Source organism: Streptomyces sp. NPDC038707 (genome assembly GCF_040636485.1).
GTDB lineage: Bacteria > Actinomycetota > Actinomycetes > Streptomycetales > Streptomycetaceae > Streptomyces.
The window spans coordinates 1-17,342 of record NZ_JBEZUP010000062.1 but is presented as its reverse complement, the minus strand read 5'-3'; the positions used below and the strand labels follow the sequence as shown (position 1 = coordinate 17,342).

14 protein-coding genes and 4 pseudogenes are annotated in these 17,342 nt (G+C 69.5%); 5 read left to right on the top strand and 13 right to left on the bottom strand.

Translation table 11 applies throughout. The annotated features are described in order from the left end of the window. On the top strand, positions 1 to 647 hold a 647-nt coding region (locus AB0E62_RS38940), incomplete at its 5' end, for a hypothetical protein (RefSeq protein ID WP_362205523.1). A gap of 420 nt (positions 648 to 1,067) precedes the next feature. Here the strand turns inward: AB0E62_RS38940 and AB0E62_RS38935 are convergent. Further along, positions 1,068 to 2,075 carry a hypothetical protein gene (locus AB0E62_RS38935; protein WP_362205520.1) on the bottom strand — a complete coding sequence of 336 codons (1,008 nt, stop codon included), beginning with the start codon at positions 2,073 to 2,075 and terminating at the stop codon, positions 1,068 to 1,070. A 494-nt stretch (positions 2,076 to 2,569) separates the two neighbouring features. Between AB0E62_RS38935 and AB0E62_RS38930 the strand changes: the two genes are divergently transcribed. After that, positions 2,570 to 3,652 carry a serine/threonine-protein kinase gene (locus AB0E62_RS38930; protein WP_362205517.1) on the top strand — a complete coding sequence of 361 codons (1,083 nt, stop codon included), beginning with the start codon at positions 2,570 to 2,572 and terminating at the stop codon, positions 3,650 to 3,652. Positions 3,653 to 3,683: 31 nt separating this feature from the next. Here the strand turns inward: AB0E62_RS38930 and AB0E62_RS38925 are convergent, their stop codons facing one another. The 10 genes and pseudogenes from AB0E62_RS38925 to AB0E62_RS38880 all read right to left on the bottom strand — a co-directional run bounded on the left by AB0E62_RS38925 (position 3,684) and on the right by AB0E62_RS38880 (position 11,381). Continuing rightward, positions 3,684 to 3,806, bottom strand: coding sequence for a hypothetical protein (locus tag AB0E62_RS38925; RefSeq protein ID WP_362205514.1), 123 nt, complete (start codon positions 3,804 to 3,806; stop codon positions 3,684 to 3,686). A 500-nt stretch (positions 3,807 to 4,306) separates the two neighbouring features. Then, on the bottom strand, positions 4,307 to 4,642 hold the full coding sequence (locus tag AB0E62_RS38920) for a hypothetical protein (RefSeq protein ID WP_362205511.1): 336 nt from the start codon (positions 4,640 to 4,642) through the stop codon (positions 4,307 to 4,309). Between the two features lie 87 nt (positions 4,643 to 4,729). Continuing rightward, entirely contained in the window at positions 4,730 to 5,998 is a 1,269-nt protein-coding gene (locus tag AB0E62_RS38915; RefSeq protein ID WP_362205508.1) for a hypothetical protein, read from the bottom strand. A gap of 377 nt (positions 5,999 to 6,375) precedes the next feature. Beyond that, on the bottom strand, positions 6,376 to 7,881 hold the full coding sequence (locus AB0E62_RS38910) for an AAA family ATPase (protein ID WP_362205505.1): 1,506 nt from the start codon (positions 7,879 to 7,881) through the stop codon (positions 6,376 to 6,378). 107 nt (positions 7,882 to 7,988) lie between these two features. Then, on the bottom strand, positions 7,989 to 8,510 hold the full coding sequence (locus tag AB0E62_RS38905) for a Pycsar system effector family protein (protein WP_362205526.1): 522 nt from the start codon (positions 8,508 to 8,510) through the stop codon (positions 7,989 to 7,991). Positions 8,511 to 8,867: 357 nt separating this feature from the next. Continuing rightward, on the bottom strand, positions 8,868 to 9,680 hold the full coding sequence (locus AB0E62_RS38900) for a class I SAM-dependent methyltransferase (RefSeq protein ID WP_362205502.1): 813 nt from the start codon (positions 9,678 to 9,680) through the stop codon (positions 8,868 to 8,870). A gap of 18 nt (positions 9,681 to 9,698) precedes the next feature. Continuing rightward, complete coding sequence (locus tag AB0E62_RS38895; RefSeq protein ID WP_362205499.1) at positions 9,699 to 10,013, bottom strand: hypothetical protein; 315 nt, start codon at positions 10,011 to 10,013, stop codon at positions 9,699 to 9,701. Between the two features lie 55 nt (positions 10,014 to 10,068). Then, a pseudogene (locus AB0E62_RS38890) lies at positions 10,069 to 10,355 on the bottom strand (hypothetical protein). Positions 10,356 to 10,359: 4 nt separating this feature from the next. Continuing rightward, on the bottom strand, positions 10,360 to 10,920 hold the full coding sequence (locus AB0E62_RS38885) for a hypothetical protein (RefSeq protein ID WP_362205496.1): 561 nt from the start codon (positions 10,918 to 10,920) through the stop codon (positions 10,360 to 10,362). A 29-nt stretch (positions 10,921 to 10,949) separates the two neighbouring features. Next, on the bottom strand, positions 10,950 to 11,381 hold the full coding sequence (locus AB0E62_RS38880; protein WP_362205493.1) for an RRQRL motif-containing zinc-binding protein: 432 nt from the start codon (positions 11,379 to 11,381) through the stop codon (positions 10,950 to 10,952). A 133-nt stretch (positions 11,382 to 11,514) separates the two neighbouring features. Between AB0E62_RS38880 and AB0E62_RS38875 the strand changes: the two are divergent. Continuing rightward, positions 11,515 to 12,349, top strand: a pseudogene (locus AB0E62_RS38875) (IS5 family transposase). A gap of 231 nt (positions 12,350 to 12,580) precedes the next feature. Here AB0E62_RS38875 and AB0E62_RS38870 read toward each other — a convergent pair. After that, positions 12,581 to 13,348, bottom strand: a pseudogene (locus AB0E62_RS38870) (ABC transporter permease); the annotation flags it as partial. A gap of 80 nt (positions 13,349 to 13,428) precedes the next feature. On the opposite strand from AB0E62_RS38870, the gene AB0E62_RS38865 reads away from it, so the two are divergent. Further along, positions 13,429 to 13,722 (top strand): transposase, encoded by a 294-nt coding sequence (locus AB0E62_RS38865; protein ID WP_362205490.1) that lies wholly within the window; start codon positions 13,429 to 13,431, stop codon positions 13,720 to 13,722. Between the two features lie 365 nt (positions 13,723 to 14,087). Here the strand turns inward: AB0E62_RS38865 and AB0E62_RS38860 are convergent, their stop codons facing one another. After that, positions 14,088 to 17,234 carry a type 2 lanthipeptide synthetase LanM family protein gene (locus tag AB0E62_RS38860; RefSeq protein ID WP_362205487.1) on the bottom strand — a complete coding sequence of 1,049 codons (3,147 nt, stop codon included), beginning with the start codon at positions 17,232 to 17,234 and terminating at the stop codon, positions 14,088 to 14,090. Between the two features lie 13 nt (positions 17,235 to 17,247). On the opposite strand from AB0E62_RS38860, the pseudogene AB0E62_RS38855 reads away from it, so the two are divergent. Then, a pseudogene (locus AB0E62_RS38855) lies at positions 17,248 to 17,342 on the top strand (catalase); the annotation flags it as partial.

Below are 17,342 nucleotides of genomic sequence, written 5' to 3'. Positions count from 1 at the left end.
GGGACGAGGTCGAAGAGATCACCCTGATCTCCACGACCGGCTTCCTCGCCCTGTGCGACAGCGGATACGAGCCTGTCCGCAAAGAGAATCTGGCCGCCGTAGGGGCCGGCCCCTACCTGATCCGCGTCCACGCCGAAGACCGCTCCTCGGACGGCAAGAAGCCCCGCTTCCTCATCCAGGTCATCCCCGGCGAACGTACGGGGGCCGAGCCGGAACCGACCTCCTCCACCATCGAGGACGCCGCCGGTCCGCTCCTGGTCCGCACGTCCTTCGACCAGCCAGACGCCTGGGCCGGCCTGCTCCAAGCCCTCGAAAAAAAACCAGAGCGGTACGACTCCCTCACGGTCATCGACAACCGTGACTACGCGGGCTTCACCGTAGACCAGATCAAGGCGCGGATCGGCCGCGATGACGAAGACCGGCCCCACAGCACCCTCCTCCTCATCGCCGAACAGCGCGCCCTGACCTCCGCAGAGCTCCCGTTGCTGGCCGTCAACAACGACCCCGACGATGACGGCGAGCCGTTCAGGATCACACTCGCCGCAGCCGGGTCCTTCCTGATCAACATGGAGCTGGCGAATACGGACTTCAGCGGCTGGAGCCACGGAACCGACACCGACGGCATCTACCGGGAAGAACACTACTGACTGCGCTGACCGTGGCCCCGCTTCGGCACCGGGCCAACACGGTCTGCTGCTGGCGGCGCGACCGGGCGCACCCTGTGACGCTGCTGGTGGGCGCGTGCAACCCGGCCGCGACAATCCGGTGCCCCGGTGGATACTGCCAGGGTGCTGAATGATCTAAAGATCACACTGACCGCGCCCGCTCGCGGCCATCGGCTGGGGATCGGTGGGAGCTGACATGGGGCAGCTTCCCCTTCCACGAGGACGTGGCCATGACCCTGACCGATGCGCAGGCCGGGATCGCCGGCGCCCAAGCCGTGGAGGCACGCCGAGGATGGGATGTCCGACTCGGCGGTGCCGTGCTGGCGCTTCGAGCCGACGAAGACTGACTGTCCCGCGATACCTGCTGAGTCCTAAACGCCCTCGGCCCATCAGGAGGGGTTCTCAGCGCCGACCGAGGCGTTGGGCTGCGGTGCTGACTCGCCGCTCGACCACTTCGGCGATCGCCCGGTACTTCGGGCCGCAGGTGGTCAGCCGGAGTTGTTCGTAGTTCCAAGTGGTGAAGCGTAGTTCGATGAGGCCTGTCCGGGCCTCATCGTCCAGGCGGATCCAGTTCTCCATCGTCTCTGGTGGGTAGATGGCGTCCAGATGATCAGCTCGGGATACGGGCAATCCGAACTCCGCGTCCGTGACCGCTTCGACCAGGTCTTGCATGTGGCGCCGGGTCCCGGATCGGTGAATGATGTCGAGGCACCAACGCACCGGGGCACTGCCTTCGTACCCGTTGATGCCCAGCCCCTTGTAGCCGGTGACAGCATCGGCTGCGGTGAGGGTGTGGAAGATTCCGAGGCGACGCAGCAGTCCGCTGGCGCTCCAGGCGCCTGCTCGGAAATGCCGAGACCACTCCCCCGTTTTCCACTCGTGCTCGAAGGCGACCTCTTCCGTGGACCAGTGCTCCGGCCCGCGCCATAGAGTCTTCCATCCGATATCCGCGACGTGTTCGAGGCTCTCGGTCTCTGCGCGCTTCCATACGTCGTGATGCGGGCCCGTCAGCCACGCAGAGGTGCGTTGGCCGGCGATGTGAAGTTCTACGCCTCTGGCTGTGCGCTGCCGGAGGCGAAGCCCGGGGATGCCGTGGACCTCACCTCCGGGTTCGTAGCTGGGCAGCAGCCATGGCAAAAGCCTCCTGGCACGTTCGTCGCTCTCAACGACCAGTTCGATGGTGTCGGGCTGGGGCCGGACACGCCGGATACCGAAGGGATAGGCGGTGAAGTCCCTATTTGACTCGAGGACCTGGTAGAAGAGTTCGGCCTCGAAGTTGCGTTGCTCGTCGCAGTCCGCACCGGGGATGGGCGCCCGGCCGGGGCGGAGCATGTCGCGGGCCTGCTGGTAGGTCTCGTTGGTGTATTGCTGGCGCCGGGCCGCGAGTCGACTGATTCGCTCACTGGGCATGCGAGGTCCTGGTTCTCCGTACCAGTCGGCCCTCCGGTACGGCGATCGGGCCGTCAGCCGGGTTAGCGATGCGCATAGTTGCGGTGTAGAGCTGAGCTCCTTCGCCGCCCATTGATGAACACCGGTGGGCCGATGGCGTTCAAGGGAGCACGGCCTTGCCGCTGCCGTTTGAGGAGCAGCCTAGACCAACTCCCGGCCCAAGGGGTCTGCTGTCACTCGATCGCGGGCGCGTCAACTGCGCTGTTGCGGTCCCGGGTGGGACACCGGCTTCGTCCTGGGCGGCACCAAGCAGCATGCCCTGAAGGGCGTCCAGCGCGCTCGTCATGTCTTCGAGGTGACCTGGGGCGGCAACGGCCGCGCCACGTGGCCCTGCGGGGAGGGGATAGTCCGCAGCGAGCTGCCCATCCTCTGGCGTCGCGTCGGAGGCCACGACACGACTTCGTCCCCGGCGATGGCGGTGCAGAATCGAGGTCTGCGCCCCAGGGGAGGTCACAATGAAGGGCCCTGACATGTCGCATGGTGCACGGCTGACCGCCTACGGCGCCGTCTCCACAGCCCTGGCCCTGTGCAGCGATCGCGCCTTGCGTGAACTCGTTGACACGGCTGTGCCGCTCGGTTCCGGCATCGGCGGGACGTCTGCCCTGGCGGAAGTCGCTGGAACCCCGGTCTTCGTGAAGCGGGTGCCTCTCACCGACCTGGAAAGGGAACCTGAGCACGTCCGGTCCACGGCGAACCTGTTCGAGCTTCCCCTCTTCTGCCACTACGGCACCGGCACCATTGGCGGACCGGGCTTCGGAGCCTGGCGAGAGCTCGCCGTGCACGCCATGACGACGAACTGGGTGCTCGCAGCGGAGTACGAGGGTTTCCCGCTGATGTACCACTACCGGATCGTGCCGGACTCGGCGCCGCTGCCCGAAGAACTGGCCGACGTCGAACGGGCCGTCGCCTACTGGGGCGGTGGATCGCAAGTACGCGGCCGGATCGAGGCTCTTCAGCAGTCCTCAGCGAGCATCGCGCTGTTCTTGGAGTACATCCCACAGAACCTGCACCAATGGCTGGGCGCCAGGATCGAAGCGGGAGACCACAACGTCGGCCGCGCCTGCGCTATGGTGGAGAAGGAACTGGCGGACGGCACCTCGTTCATCAACAGCCGCGGGCTCCTGCACTTCGACGCCCACTTCGAGAACATTCTGACTGACGGCCAGCGCCTCTACTTCGCAGACTTTGGCCTCGCCATCTCCTCCGGCTTCGAGTTGTCGCCGGGCGAAGCCGATTTCTTCGCCCGGCACCAGTCCTACGACCGTTGCTACACCGCGACATACTTGGTGAACTGGCTGGTCACCGCGCTCTACGGATATCAGAGGGGGGAGCAGGAGAGCCGTCACGCGCTGGTGCGGTCCTACGCGGCGGGCAAGCGCCCTACGGGAATCCCGGAGGAGGCCGCCGCACTCCTCGCTCGCCATGCGCCGATCGCCACCGTGATGTCCGACTTCAACCGCACGTTCCAGCACCAGAGCAGGCAGACACCATACCCGCTGGAGGCGATCCGCGAGCTGAGTGGTTCATTCCTTCTGTAAATCGCAGAAGGATGCAATTGCGCTCCGTGCACTATTCGGCAGCCTTCCGGGCTGCTACATAGTCCGCCCAGCTGTCCTGCGCCAGCACGGACCACTCGACGGCGGTGTTGACGTGGATGCCGAAGAGGTCGGAGCACCCCCTCAACGTGCGCATGGCAGGAGCCTTCATCCGCCTTTATGCCCTACCCGTGACCCGAATCGTTCAGCTCGCGACGGACTGCTTCAAGCGCGATCAGGACGGCGCCTACATCACGTTCGACAAGACCCCCGTTCGCCAACCCCGTGACGCGATCCATGCTGAAACCATCCCCCGGCATTGGACCTGCGTTCCTCTTCCCTGGGCCCGTCGCGCATCAGCCCCAGCGCCCGCACGGCCTGGCGCTGCAACTCCTTGAACTTGGGCCTCAGAAACACGCTCGACACCCACGCCGAACACTTGTCCGTAACGATCGACGCCGGTGTCACTGAGCACTTCAGTCGGCGCCGCTCGCCAGATCAAGCGCTCAGTCCGCGACACCCTCCAGCGGAAGGTGGTCTCGGTAGTACTCCGAATCCAGCCACTCCTCCTTCACGAAGAGCGGACGCGTAAGCCACGCTTCCCCGACCCGCTGTGAGCGCAGAAGAATCCCGAGGTCGGTCAGGGAAAGCGACCCGTCAGAGGTGAACAGGATCCAGTTCATGCTCCGCGGCATGGTCCAGGAGAAACTGTTGGCCTTGCACGTGGTCGCTCCCCGCCAGTGGAAAGCCGGCCAGGAAGACCTGCGGACCGGCGACTGCATCCAGCGCGACGCATGCAAGCTCGCCCACGTCGTAGAACACCTTCGCTCCGTCCCAAAAGTCTTGCTGGCCGTACGGGCCACCAATCCGTGCCTGCGGCTCGGAAACCAGCAGGGCCTCGGCGACCTCGGCTATAGACATCCCGAAGCGCAGCGGCCCCACACCGCCGTCGGGCCGCAGTTCCCAGCGCTCCCGTTCCCCATCTGTGCTCATCCGTTCACCCCTGGATCTGACCGTTTATATCCGTGTCCGTAGTGTTGGTCCCACCGCTGTCACAGGTGGCGTGTCGCGTTCGTCGGCTCATTCGCACTGGACCTGCGCCGCGTTGATGGCGGCTTGAAGCTGAAGCCAGGTTGGATCTGTGGAGCTGGCCGCAGTCGTCGTTGCCAGATCGTCTGCCTCCCATGTGCGGGTTCCGTCGGTCAGGACAAGGTGCGTCTCCAGGTCGTCGCCGTCGACCGGAACCTCGGCGGTGGTCTCCAGGAACGCCGCGGCCGCATCCCTGGAAGTGTCCCTGTTCGCGGTGCAGTTCTGCGTGGAGCCGGAGAGCACGGACAAAAGCACCAGATCTCCCCCGCTGCCGGCAACCAGGAGCTCGCCGGTGGCTGTGGCGGCCAGCGCGGACAATCGGGATCCGGTCAGCACATCGTGCTCGACCGCTTGCCGAGTTTCGAGGTCCACCTCGACCAGCGCTCCCGCGGGTGTTGCAATCCACAGCACACCCGGTCGCGTCCCGAAGGCAACATTGTGACGCGACCAGGCTTGCATCTGGTCAAGCCACTCCTGCGGGTACGGATAGCCAGGGCTGGAGTCGCCGAGGGTTGTGGTCAGAACCCGGCGCAACGAAGGAAACTCGAAAACTTCCACCGAGTTGTCGTACGCGTTGCCACGAACCGCAAGGTGACGTCCGTCCGCGCTGAAGAGCGGAGTCTCGTAGCCGTCACAGTCCAGGATCAACGCCCGACGGAGCGGCCGCATCATGGCAGGCGCGGTCCCCTGATCGACTCGCGCGAAAAGGCAGTGAGTGGCCCCTTGGTCACTGCTGAGCGTGGCGACAAGTCCGCCGCCGGGATGCTGCGCGACTCCTGTGTCCCAGCGGGGTCCGGCACCGATGGTTCCGGCGGCAAGGTCAAGGACGTCCGAGCTCTCCCAACCACCGCCTTCGTCGCGAAATGACGGTGAAGCCCACAGGGTCTGCCCGTCCGGGCTGAAAGCCAGGCTGCGATAGAAGGCGAAGGCTGGAGCACCTTCCAGCTCGGAGACCTCAGCAGGAGTCCATTGCCGCAGTCCGTCTTCCCCAGCCACCACAAGCAGTGGCTGGTCCGGATGCCACGCAACAGCAGGCGTCCGCTCTGCCCGCTCCCGCCCAAGGGCATCTCCATAGGCGTTCGACGTGCAGCCCACGGAGCCGAGTTCGCGCAGCTGCCCGGTGCCGCAGTCCCAGATGTGGACTGCCGGCCGCTCGGAATCCGAACAGGCCACCAGCGGAAGCCGCGGATGGCATCTCAATTGTTCAAAAGAGCGTTCGCCGCCAACCAGCCCACGTGCCACTACTTCAAGATCAGTCACCCCAGCACCGTAGTTGTCGCCGGCCTGCGCGGCGAGGCCTTCACCGGCATGCGCTCCCTCGCGTCGGTCAAGCACAGAAATGTGAGCATCGGCCCCGCCAGCTCAATCACTCACTCGCCAACTGAAGCGCTCAGTCTCAGCCGGGCACTCAACCGGCCAGATCGTGCGCTCACTGGACAACTAGCGCGCTCAGTCACAGCCGCGCCGGCCTGGCTGGGCGGGATCATGTATCGGGACGTCGACCTCGTAGGTGCGCAGGATCATGACGCCCATCTCCCTTCGGTCGCTCGTGTGGTTGAGGGAACACTGCGACCGCCCCGGCCCCGGACGAGTGCCGAGGCCGGGGCAGCACAGAGTGCGCTCAACCCGGTGTGGGATCAGCTGGCCGTCGCGATGGCGTCGCGCAGGTGGGCGCGCGCCGGGGCCAGAAGCGTGCGCTGGTCGCTGTCCGGGCCGGTCAGTGCGTCGGTGAGGTAGCCGACGGCGTGGTCCAGGTCCTCGCTGGCGTCCTGCCAGGTGCCGAGGCTGGAGGAGCCGAGGACATCGCGGACCTCTTCGACCAGGCCGATGAAGACGGTCTCGGTGGCGCCGCGCGGCACCGGGCCTTCGATGAGGGCGGCGAGGTCGGCGGCGAAGCAGGAGCTGAGTGCGGCGAAGGTGTCGGTCCGGGTCTGGACGGCCATGGTGGCGCTCCTTGTCAGAAGTCGAGCTCGATGGTGATGGGGATGCGCGGGTCGCCGGAGCGGGTGTGGACGGTGTTGCGGTGTGCGGCGAGGCCGGCGGCGGCGCCCTGGACCGGGAGATGGCAGACGGGGCAGCCGTGCCACCACGCATCGCCGTCGGGGAGTTCGGCCGGGGTGAGCGGGTGCGGGTGCGGGCCGTCGGCGGCCCGGCTCATCCGCGGACCGCCTCGGTGTACTGCGCTTCCAGGTCGGCGCGGCCTGCGGGGTCCTCCTCCAGGTCGTGGTCGCTGGCCTCCTGGTCGAGGTCGTCGAAGCCGTCGTGGGGACGGTGCAGATGGTGTCCTCGTGCCGGTTCAAGTCGCCGGTCAGGGCCCGGGGCAGGCAGGTGACGCTGTAGGCGGGAGCCCAGGCCGGGGCAGTGCAGTCGTCGTCGTGCGGGCACGGCACCAGGACGTCGAATCCGTAGTCGCCTTCGCCGTCGATGTCGGTGCGCAGGGCGACGGTGAGGTGCTGTCCGCCGAGGCGGATCTCCGCAACGCGGTCGCCGCCGGCGAGGGCCGAGCCGGGCTGCCGCTGCCACTGCCACTGCCACAGCGGCAGGATCTCCGGGCCGAAGACGCGGCGTACGAGGAGCAGCTCGCCCAGGCCGTCGCCGCCGTCCAGGCCGAGGTCTGCCTGCCGGGCCGCGCTCAGGCGCCGCAGGAAGGGCAGCAGCCGGTAGAGGGTGTCGACGAGGACGATCTCGCGGAAGCCATCGGCCTTGAGGGTCCGCTGGGAGCCGACCATGTCCTTGCGGTGCTGGCGGGCCACGGCTTCCGGCACCGTGCGGCTGGCCGGCCGCAGGCCCTGCCGCTGCTCGCACACCGTGCCGGGGGTGGCGACCAGGACCGCGATGGGCAGCATGCCGTGCCGCCGGGTGGCGGCGACCAGCGGCTCCCGAGCGGCCCGGGTGACGTCGGTGGCGTCGACGACCGTGAACAACCGGCGGCGCATCCGGGCTTCCAGGAGCAGGTGCGGGGCGGCGACCGCATCGCCGGTGGCATCCTGGTCGCCCGCGTCGTCGCTGACCGCCTCGCGCAGCGCGTCCAGGGACAGGACCTGCGAGGCGGTGCAGGTGGCGGCGAGCGTGGACTTTCCGGCGCCGGAGGGGCCGATGAGGACCACGAGGCTGTGCTCGGGCATCGGCGGGTAGACGGTCATGCAAGATCTCCTTGCGGGTGAAGGGCGCCGGGCAGCCCGGATAGGGCTGCCCGGCGTGGGCGGTGATCAGGGCGGCGGCCTCGTGCGGGGGACGCGAGGCGTCGCCGTCACGGTCGGGCTCGACCTGCTCGGCACGGCGCGCGGCGGCGGTGAGCAGCTGCGCGACGACCGCCATGAACCCGCCGGGCGGGTCCGTGTCCTCTATGAGCTCGCGCAGGATCGCGGCGAGCTTCTCCTGGCCGACGTCGTCGGCGCGAAGGTCGTCCCCGATCTGTTGGAGGGCCAGCGAAGCGATCCCGACCGAGGCGCGTACGCGGTCCAGGCGTGTGCGGGTTACGGCCGCCATCAGAGGGCGAGTCCAGCGCCGCCAGCGCGAGCAGGACCAGGGCGGCGAGCGACAGGTCGACCGCGCGCCGCAGGTGGGTGAACTTCCGCACGGCCAAGGTGGACAGGGCCCGGATGCGGGCGGCCCGGGTGTCGCCGTCCATGCAGGCGCGGATCTCGTCTTCGTCCAGACGTGCCCAGTACGGGAAGGATGCGCGGTCGGCTCCGCTGAGCCGGGGGCGGACGACCACGAGCAGCAGCACGGCGGCTGCGCCCAGGGCGAGGACGGCGCTCGCGCCGAACACCTTGGTGAACAGGGGCAGGTCCTTGTCGGCGACGGACACGAGGCCCGCGAGGACGGCGCCGTTGAAGGCGAGCAGGACGTGTTGACCGAACTAAATCATGCGTATTCGCAGGTCAGAGCGCCCTTCTGCTAGCTTTCGCGCCGTGCCTGGCGAACGACGTCCTGGAAGGGACTTGAAGAACTTCTTCCTGCCTCAAGTGGGCCAGTTACTGGAGACAGGAGACTGTTGGGAGCCGTACCAGATACTGGATCCGCGTGACAGGCCGATCGAGGCCGTTGCGGTGTACCTCAAAGACTTGGTGGCCGCGGACAACTCACCCCTGACTCCGCGCTCATTCCTTGGAGTCCCCTCGTTCGATCAGGTAGTTGGACGCGCATGCTCAGACGTGCCTCGCGCCTCGTCGCGGCTGGCGACCACCAGGTATCCATCGCTCTCGGGGTCGAAGGTGGTGGACTGCACCGTGAGCCCGACGCTCCGCAACTGCGCCACGAGGTCCTCGTACCGGTAGGGCCAGATGGACAACCGCTCCGAGCAGGCTCGCACTGCCCCGTCCGGCTCGATCTGGGCGACCACGATCTCCAGGAAGTGCTCCTCCTCCCAGCACTGCTCGATCTGCCAGAAGTAGCTGACGACCGCATCGCGGTCGTTGCGGCGGATGAGTCGATCGCGGACGTCTACCCGTGAGCCGGCGGAGCGCACAAGCTCCCAGTTGCGTGAGTGGAGCACAAGGCGTCCGCTCGGCTTCAGCAGCCGCGACATCGCTTCCAGTGCGGTCAGGCGCCCGGCTGCGCCCTTGGCGTGCCCGAGCGAATTGCCAACGCAGAACACCAGATCGAACGTGGAGTCCTCCAGGTGGTCGGGCAGCTCGTCCCAGCTCGCGCGGAGGGCTCGAAGCGAGACCCCCTGCTCGTCTGCAGCCTTCTCGGTCCGGCGAACCATCCCATTGCTGGCGTCTGCGGCGACCACGTCAAGGCCAAGGCTCGCGAGACCGACGGCGAGCTGGCCGGTTCCACACGCGCAGTCGAGGACGCGTGCGTTGGGCGGCAGAGAGCCCACGACATCGCTGTAGTAAACCGCGGCTGCCTTGGCGGGGGTCAACCTGTCGTCCCCGATCAGCCACTCGTATACGTCGGAAAGCGCCCCATAACCAGCCACCGCGATGACCTCCATCACTCGACGACGCGCGGGCTAGACCGCGCCTGCGATTCGGACCTTGCGCCTCGCACTGTGCCGGGCCGGGTCGGCGAAGCATTGAGCAGGACCCAACCACTCCCGGCCGCTGAGACTCCACCGGATTTCATGGGAAACCGCGGCACGCCGCACCGACGCAGGTCCCCACTCCACCGGCGCCCCGTCGGCCACGATGGGGACCGCGGCCAGCATGCCAAGTAGTTCGGAGAATAACGACGACTTTCCGTCCGTGCGGCTGATCTCGCTGACGACCGAGGCGCAGGCGTCGTCCATGTTCTTGTCGATGCCGGGAGAGGGGACCGTGGAGGTCATGGGCGTTGCATCTCCTTGTCCTTGCCGGGCGGACCGCGTGGCCCACTCGGCAGGGTCAGAACGGCGGTTCGTCCGGCCATGCCGGGGCGGGCAGGAGGCGGATACGCAGCTCGGTCCGGTTCGCGCCCAGCAGCCGCACGCCTCCATCTCCGGGGTCGCGCCGCCGACCCACCAACCGCCACTGCCCCGGCAGTCGGGACAGGAGCGGCGAGGCCGGGGCGTCAGCTCGATGCGGTACCGGTCGGCGTGCAGCCGCCATCGGCCGGCCTTGAGGACGGCGGCCGCTGTGCCGACCGCGGCCGGGACGACGGCCGCCAGGAGCACGGCCGTACGGGGGCGCACCGCGTCACTTCCGGGGTGGGCGCGGCTGGACCAGGAACCGGGTGCCGGTGTCACCGTTGTACGCGGGCGCGGCCTTCTTGAGGAAGTGGCCCCCGGTCCGCGAGATCTCGAGCATCGCCTGCTTGATGAAGTCGTCGTCGCGCTGGAGGTCGACGCGGTCATCGAGGAAGTCGGTCAAGTACACCTGATGCGTCGAGGGGCCGTGCGGTCGCTTGCTCTGCATGCGGCTGCGCACCATCCGCGCGACGGCAGCGTCGTCGGGGGGCGCCGGGATGCCTCGGTTGATCGCCCGGCAGTGGGCGGCATGCGCGTTGGCGAGGTCAGCGGCCTCCGCGTCTCCCAGCCGTACGCGGCGGTCGTTGCGGGCCGCGCGGTAGGTGCAGTCCAGGTACGCAGCGCCGTAGGCGGAGCTGCGGTCACTGGCGGAGATGTAGACGAGGACGACCGCGCCCTCCAGCGGGCCGAGGATGTTGCGGTAGCGCTGGACGACGGTGGTGCCCGGCGGCGTCCAGGAGAGGGCCGGGTCCTGCACGGCGGGGCGGCGGGTGAACAGGCTACTGAGCATCGGTGACTTCTCCTCCAAAAGAGCGTTGATCAGGCGGCCAGCCGGTGGGTCACCGGGGCCGTGGACGTGAAGTAGGTGTCGGGGCTGGGCTCGTAGCCCCGGGCGCAGGGGTCACAGCAGCCCTGGGTTCGCAGCGGGAGGCAGAAGTAGTAGCGCCGGCGGCACTGGGGGCAGGTGGACCTCGCTGCCGGCGCGCGGTCCAGCGCACACTCCTGGGCGAGCGTGGGCGACCTTTTGGGCCTGGCCAGGTCGACGCGGAGCAGGAAGCCACGGGTGGGGTAGGTGCACGACCACTGCGGCCGGGTGGCGCACAACTTGCAGCGCACGATGGCGACGGGGCCCTCGTTGTCACCGGGGCTCAGGCCCATGTCCCGAAGCTGGCGCCGGGTGGCCAGTCCCTCGGGAACAGCTCTCCGGTCGAATTCCAGAAACCAGCGGGTTCGCGAATTCTGAAGGTTCACGTGGCAGGAACCCGCTGGTGGGGTGTGGGTTCTGGAGTGGGGAGGCACGCGGGTTCCGTCGCGACGTGTCAGGCAAGATGAGGCTCCAATCGGTTGGGGAGGGCTCGGGGTGGGTTACGAATTGCAGGCGGTCATCGCGAGTGACGAGGTGCTGCGCGTCGCGTCGGACGGACTGTGGGAGATCGCGAAGCCGCTGATCCCGCCGTCGAGGGTGCGGCCGCGGGGCGGGGCCGCAGGGCGGCGGAACGCAGGACACGCCTGATGAGACGCTGTTTGCGGCCATTATCTACGTGCTGGTCAGCGGGTGCGCCTGGCGGGCTCTGCCGCCGTGCTTCGGGATATCGAAGTCGACGGCCCATCGCCGGTTCATGATCTGGTCGCGGGCCGGCGTCTGGGGCCGGCTGCACGAAGCGGTCCTGCACCGACTCGACGACGCGAGCCTCATCGATGTCTCCCGCGTCGTGCTCGACTCCGCCCACGTACGGGCCAAAAAAAAGGGGGGCGAACACACAGGTCCGAGCCCCGTGGACCGGGGCAAGCCGGGTCCCAAGATGCACATCCTGTCGGACGCGAACGGACTGCCCCTGGTCGTCGGCGTCCCAGCCGCCAACGTCCACGACAGCGAAGGGCTGAAGCCCATGGTGGCCGGTCACCAAACGAGACACGCCCCCCACAATGGCCGCTACTTCAAGCCCCAGCGCCTGCACGCCGACAAAGCCTACGACGTTCCCCACCTGCGGAAATGGTTACGCGGCAAGCCCATCGGCGTGCGGATCGCGCGCAAAGGAATCGAGTCCAGCGAACGGCTGGGCCACCGCCGTCGGGTGATCGAGCGCACGTTCTCGTGGCTGTCCGGCTATCGCAGACTCAGCCCCCGCTACGAACGCGATCCCCGCAACTACCTGGCCTTTCTCGGCCTCGCCGCCGCCATCTGCTGCTACAAGCGACTTGTTCGCCTCACCACATAGGACACGGTCTGAGCACTTCGGCACATTGAGCACAGGAGAGCACCCGTTTGCTGGGCGATCCTCCCCAGTCCCGATGACGTCGATGGCTTGGAGAGGCGGTCGTTCCACCGGCCTCACCACACCCTTGCGCTGGAGCTGGCCTACCGTCCCGGTGGATTCCTCTTGGCCAAGAAACTCACGGACTTCCAGGAGCTGGCCCGGCTCCCCGGGCCGCGGAGCCGAAAGGATGCGTTACATCGTGAGCGCGTCGCTCATGCGCCCCTTGCTCTGGCGTTCGGTCAGCCGGGAGCCGGACTCGCGGCGGGCGGCACGGCGCAGTAGCGGGACGGCTAGAAGGAAGCCGACGACGGCCCAGCCGGCCAGCGCCAGCGCGACCGTGGGCAACTGCCAGGAGCCGGACGGCTCTGCGACCTGGGCGGCGTCTGGCAGCAGGGCCGAGCGCACGCCCTGCGCCATCCACCGGAGCGGGAAGACGGACGCCACGTTCTGAACTACTACCGGCAGCCGGCTGATCGGGAACATCGCCCCTGAGGTCACCAGCAGTGCCATCGCGGGCAGCACTGTCATCGCCAGCGCCTCGCGGGCGTTGGGCAGCATGGCGCCGATCGCCGCGCCCAGCGGTACGACGGCAAGCAGGCCGAGGCCGATGACCCATATCAGTGTCAGCCAGCCGCCTGGGCTGTGCGGCAGCGGCCCGTCTACGAACAAAGCGGCGGCGCCCAACAGGACGGTGATGATGCCCATCGCCATGACGACGATCAGTACGGACTTGGCGACTAGATAGGCCGGTATGCCGCCGGGTGTGGCCCGCAGCCGCAGCAAGGTGCCCTCGTCGCGCTCGGTCACCAGGACCTGCGGGAGGTTGATCAAGCCCACCTGGAACAGCAGATACGCGGCGAACCCGGCGATCGTGAGGTGCGCGACGGGGATATGGGTGCCAGGCAGATCGTCATGGATGAAGGAGGCGACCATCAGGGCGATCACCACATTGCTGAGGTGGTGCGGCGCGACCGCAGGGCCCGCGCCCTTGACGATGGCGCGGAGAGCGGCGACATGGCCTTCGAAGGCGGTGCGCCCGCGTGCCGAGTTCGGGGACTGCGGGGCGGCCCCGTTTGGACGACCGGGTGGTACTGAACGGGATCGTGTGGAAGGTGCGGACCGGATCGGCCCGGCGTGACGTGCCGGAACGTTATGGCTCCTGGCAGGCCTTGTACACACGTTTCCGCAGGCGGGATCTGGACGGCACGTTGTCGCGCATGCTGCGGGCCATCCAGGCGGAGAGAGACGCGGCCGGAGACATCGACTGGCTCGTCTCGGTCGACTCCACCGGATGCGCCGTTCGGAGAGTTCCATCCTCATTGACAATGACGTGAATACCCGAGGCTGGACACCCTCCGTCATTAGGGCGCCCGTGCACCGCGAACTCGGCGAGCCAGCGCGAGAGCTGAGCTGAACGGGACCCTGCGAACGCGGCGCAGCACTCAGCGAGGAGCCGGAACGGCTCGGCCGCGCAGCCGAGGTCGGCGGCCAGCTCCGTTCTAGCCGCGACAGCGGCAAGGCAGGCCCGCGCGCTGGGCTACACCGTCCCGGGCCAAGAGACGGCTGCTCAGGAAAGGCACAGCACGGCGACGTCGTAACGCTCCATTACCGGTGCGGGATGAGCAGGCGGCTCGGCCGGACCCGGATAAGCGGCTTTTCACCTGAAGGAACGGTTCCGTCCCGGTGCGCCCCCTTGACCTCACCGAACGGGTGCCGCCCCGGGCGGGCGGAGGGCCAGCAGGGAGGGCACGGCCTCCGGCGCGGCGAGCCGCAGCAGTCCGTAGCCGATCCCGGCGACCCCGGTCATCAGCGAGGGGCTGTGCACCCCGCCCGGCATGCCGCACACCCAGCCCCGCGTCTCCAGCGCATCCAGGGTCACGGCGGACTGCCGCAGTGCCGTGTCCGCCGCCGCCCCGCCCGCCAGGAGCAGCGGGTCCAGGTTGCCCAGGTCGCCGTGGCAGAGGGAGAAGTTGTGCCCGAAGCCGTCGCGGGCCACCGTGGCCAGGGCCACCGCGCGTTCCTGGCGCAGCCGGGCGTCGTCCAGCTCCGCGCACAGCTCCACGCGGGCCAGGGCGATGCCCGCCGCCCCGTGGCACCAGAGCACGGGGTGGGACGCGGCGGCGCCGGGCGAGCCGTCGGCGCGTACGTCGCGCCAGTTGGCGGCCTCCGCGTCGAAGAGGGTCCGCTCGTACTCCAGCGCCTCCCGGGCGAGGGCGGCCAGCCGCTCGTCACCGAGCAGGCTCCCGGCCCTGGTGAGCGCCCAGGCGATGCCCGAGGCGCCGTGGGCGAATCCGGCCAGTGGCCGGTCGGCCGTGCCGGCCAGCGCGCGGGGCAGCCAGCCGACCCCGCCGCCGGGCTGCGGGGCGGCCCGGTCCGCGAGCCGCCCGGCACAGCGGGCGAGGGCGTCGGTCACCGCGCCGCAGGGGTGCACCGCTCCCCAGGCGGCCAGCCCGGCGATGGTGCCCGCGCAGCCGTCGATGATGTCGAAGGACTCGTCCTCGGCGGCGGTGGCGGCGGCCCGTTGGACGAGGGTGCCGGCGAGCGCGGCCAGTGGGGCGTCGGGGCGGTGGGCGGTGAGGTGGGCGAGGGTGTAGAGGATGCCTCCGGTGCCGGTCAGACCGCCGGTGAGCCGGTCGGCGCGGCGCCCGGCCTGGTGGCGGAGGGTGACGCCGGCGGCCCGGGCGGCGTTGCGGTACGTCGCCTCGCCCGTGCGGAGGGCGAGGTGGTGGAGGAAGAGGGCGATGCCCGCGGTGCCGCTGTAGAGGTCGGGGCCGAGTTCCGCCGGGGCCCAGCGGCCGGGCGGGGTCCAGTTGGGACCGGTCCAGGCCAGGTCGGCCGGTCCCCGGTAGGCCCGGCGCAGCAGGTGGTCGGCGGCCTCGGCGGCCTTGGTCAGGGCGCGGGCGCGGATCGCTCCGGGGTCCGGGTCCGGGGCCGGGGTGTCCGGGCGGGGGGCGGCGGCCTGCGGGCGGGACGGTTCGCTCGTACCGGTGGCGGTGGTCACCGACAGGCGCAGGAGTTCGCGTTGGCGGGCGAGGTCGGCGGGGCCCAGGGAGTCGAGCTTGTCGAGCGCGGTGTCGAGTGCGGGCCGGTCGACGACGGAGGGGATGAGGGCTCCGGTGGAGGCGCGGGCGTCGACGCCGTCGGGGCGGAGGGTGAACAGGGGGACGTCGTTGTTCCACAGGTCGGCGCGTTCGTGCGCGAGGAAGGCGTCGGCGCTCTCCTCCCAGGCCGCCAGCGCCCACAGCCGGTCCAGGTGGCGGTCGTGGTCCAGGGCGTCGCGCAGCAGGTCCGGGTGGTCACCGGCGGCGAGCAGGCTGCGGTACTCCAGCGTGTCGCGGCGCAGCAGCCGGGTGTGGTCGGCGGCGAAGGCCCGCAGCAGGCGGCGCACCTGCGGTCTGGCCCGCGCCATGATCCGGTACGCCTCGGTGAACCCGGCGTCGAGGTCGTCGGCGAAGTCCGCCAGCTCCAGGGGCTGGTCGGCGGGCAGGGGTCGGCTGTCGACGCCCTGGAGGTTCATCGGCCGGTACGCGATGCGCATCCGGTCGGTGCCTTCGCCGTCCACGTACGGCACGGTGCGGGGCGGTGCCTGGTCCGGGTCCCAGCCCAGGGCCGACACGTCCGCGCCGCCGTTGCCGTCCTCGTCCCACACCCGTTGGGGCAGCAGTCCGGACCGGAGCACCGAGTGGGCGGCGTCGTGGCGCGCCAGGCGTTCGGAGGGGGACAGGTCCTTGGCGGGTTCGCGCAGGTCGGGGTGGAAGAGCGCCTCGCAGTCGACGAGTACCGGCTGGTCCCCGTGGGCGATGAGGTTCTGCGCGTGGCAGTCGACGGCGTCCAGTACGTAGAGCACGGCGGCGAGTGTCCCGGCGCGGTGGTAGAAGGCATGGAGTTCGGCCGCGTCCCGGCAGTGCCTGGCCGCCACGTGGGCCACCCAGCCGTAGCCGTCCCGGGGCAGGTGGGTGACCTCCAGCAGCGGCAGCGGCAGCCGGGGGCTGAGCCAGCGCAGCAGGTCCTGGAAGTGGAGGTCGACGTCGAGCGGGCGGGGCTTGTAGACGATCCGGGTGCCGTTCTCGAAGCGCAGGGCGGTGACGGTGGCGCCGCCCCGGTGGGCGTCGCCGAGGCCGGTGCGTATCTCGGCCAGGCGGCCCAGGGGCACGCCGGGGCAGAAGGTGCGGGAGACGTCGGGCAGGTCGGCCGCGAGGCGGCGTACGAGGGCGAGGTGGGTGTCGGTCCACTGCTCGGCGGCCACCGTGAGGCGGCGGGCCAGGACCGGGTACTCGGCGAGCATCTGGACGGCCCGCGCGGGGTCGGCGAGGCGGCGCACGAAATCGCGGTAGCGCTCCTGCGGGGTGGCGCCGGTCAGTTGGCCGGTGAGCCGGGCGACCTCCAGTTCCACGATCATGGTGCGTACGGCCATGGCGTGGGCGGGGGCGGTCAGGGACGGCAGCAGGTGGGCGGTGATCTCCTCGGGGGTGCCGAGCGGGGTGGGGCCGAGGGCGGCGATGCCCCCGCGCAGCCGGTCGCGGGCGGCGGTGAGCAGCGGGGCGACCAGGGTGGCGAAGGCGTCCCGGTCGGGGATCTCGACGGCCGGGGTGGGCGGGGGTTCCCCGAAGACGGCCGCCAGGTGGCGCGCCCACGGCTCCTCGGCGCCCAGCCGTTCGGCCAGGGCTTCGACGGGCTCGGTGAGCAGTTCGCGCAGGAGGCCGGGGTCGAGGGAGTCGGCTGCCAGCCGCCTTTCGAACCAGCCGTCCTGATCGAACGGGCGTTGTGCCCGCCAACGGGCCAGTACACGGTCGGCGCGCCCGCCGAGGGAGGCGTCGGTGACGGTGGCCCGGCCCCGGCGGCTCAACGGGACGGCACGGGCCAAGGGCGAGGCCTTCTTCGTCAAGTACCACTTCAAGACGAACCAGGGCATCCGCTGCCTGTCCACCGAGCAGGCGCAGGAACTGGCGGGCAA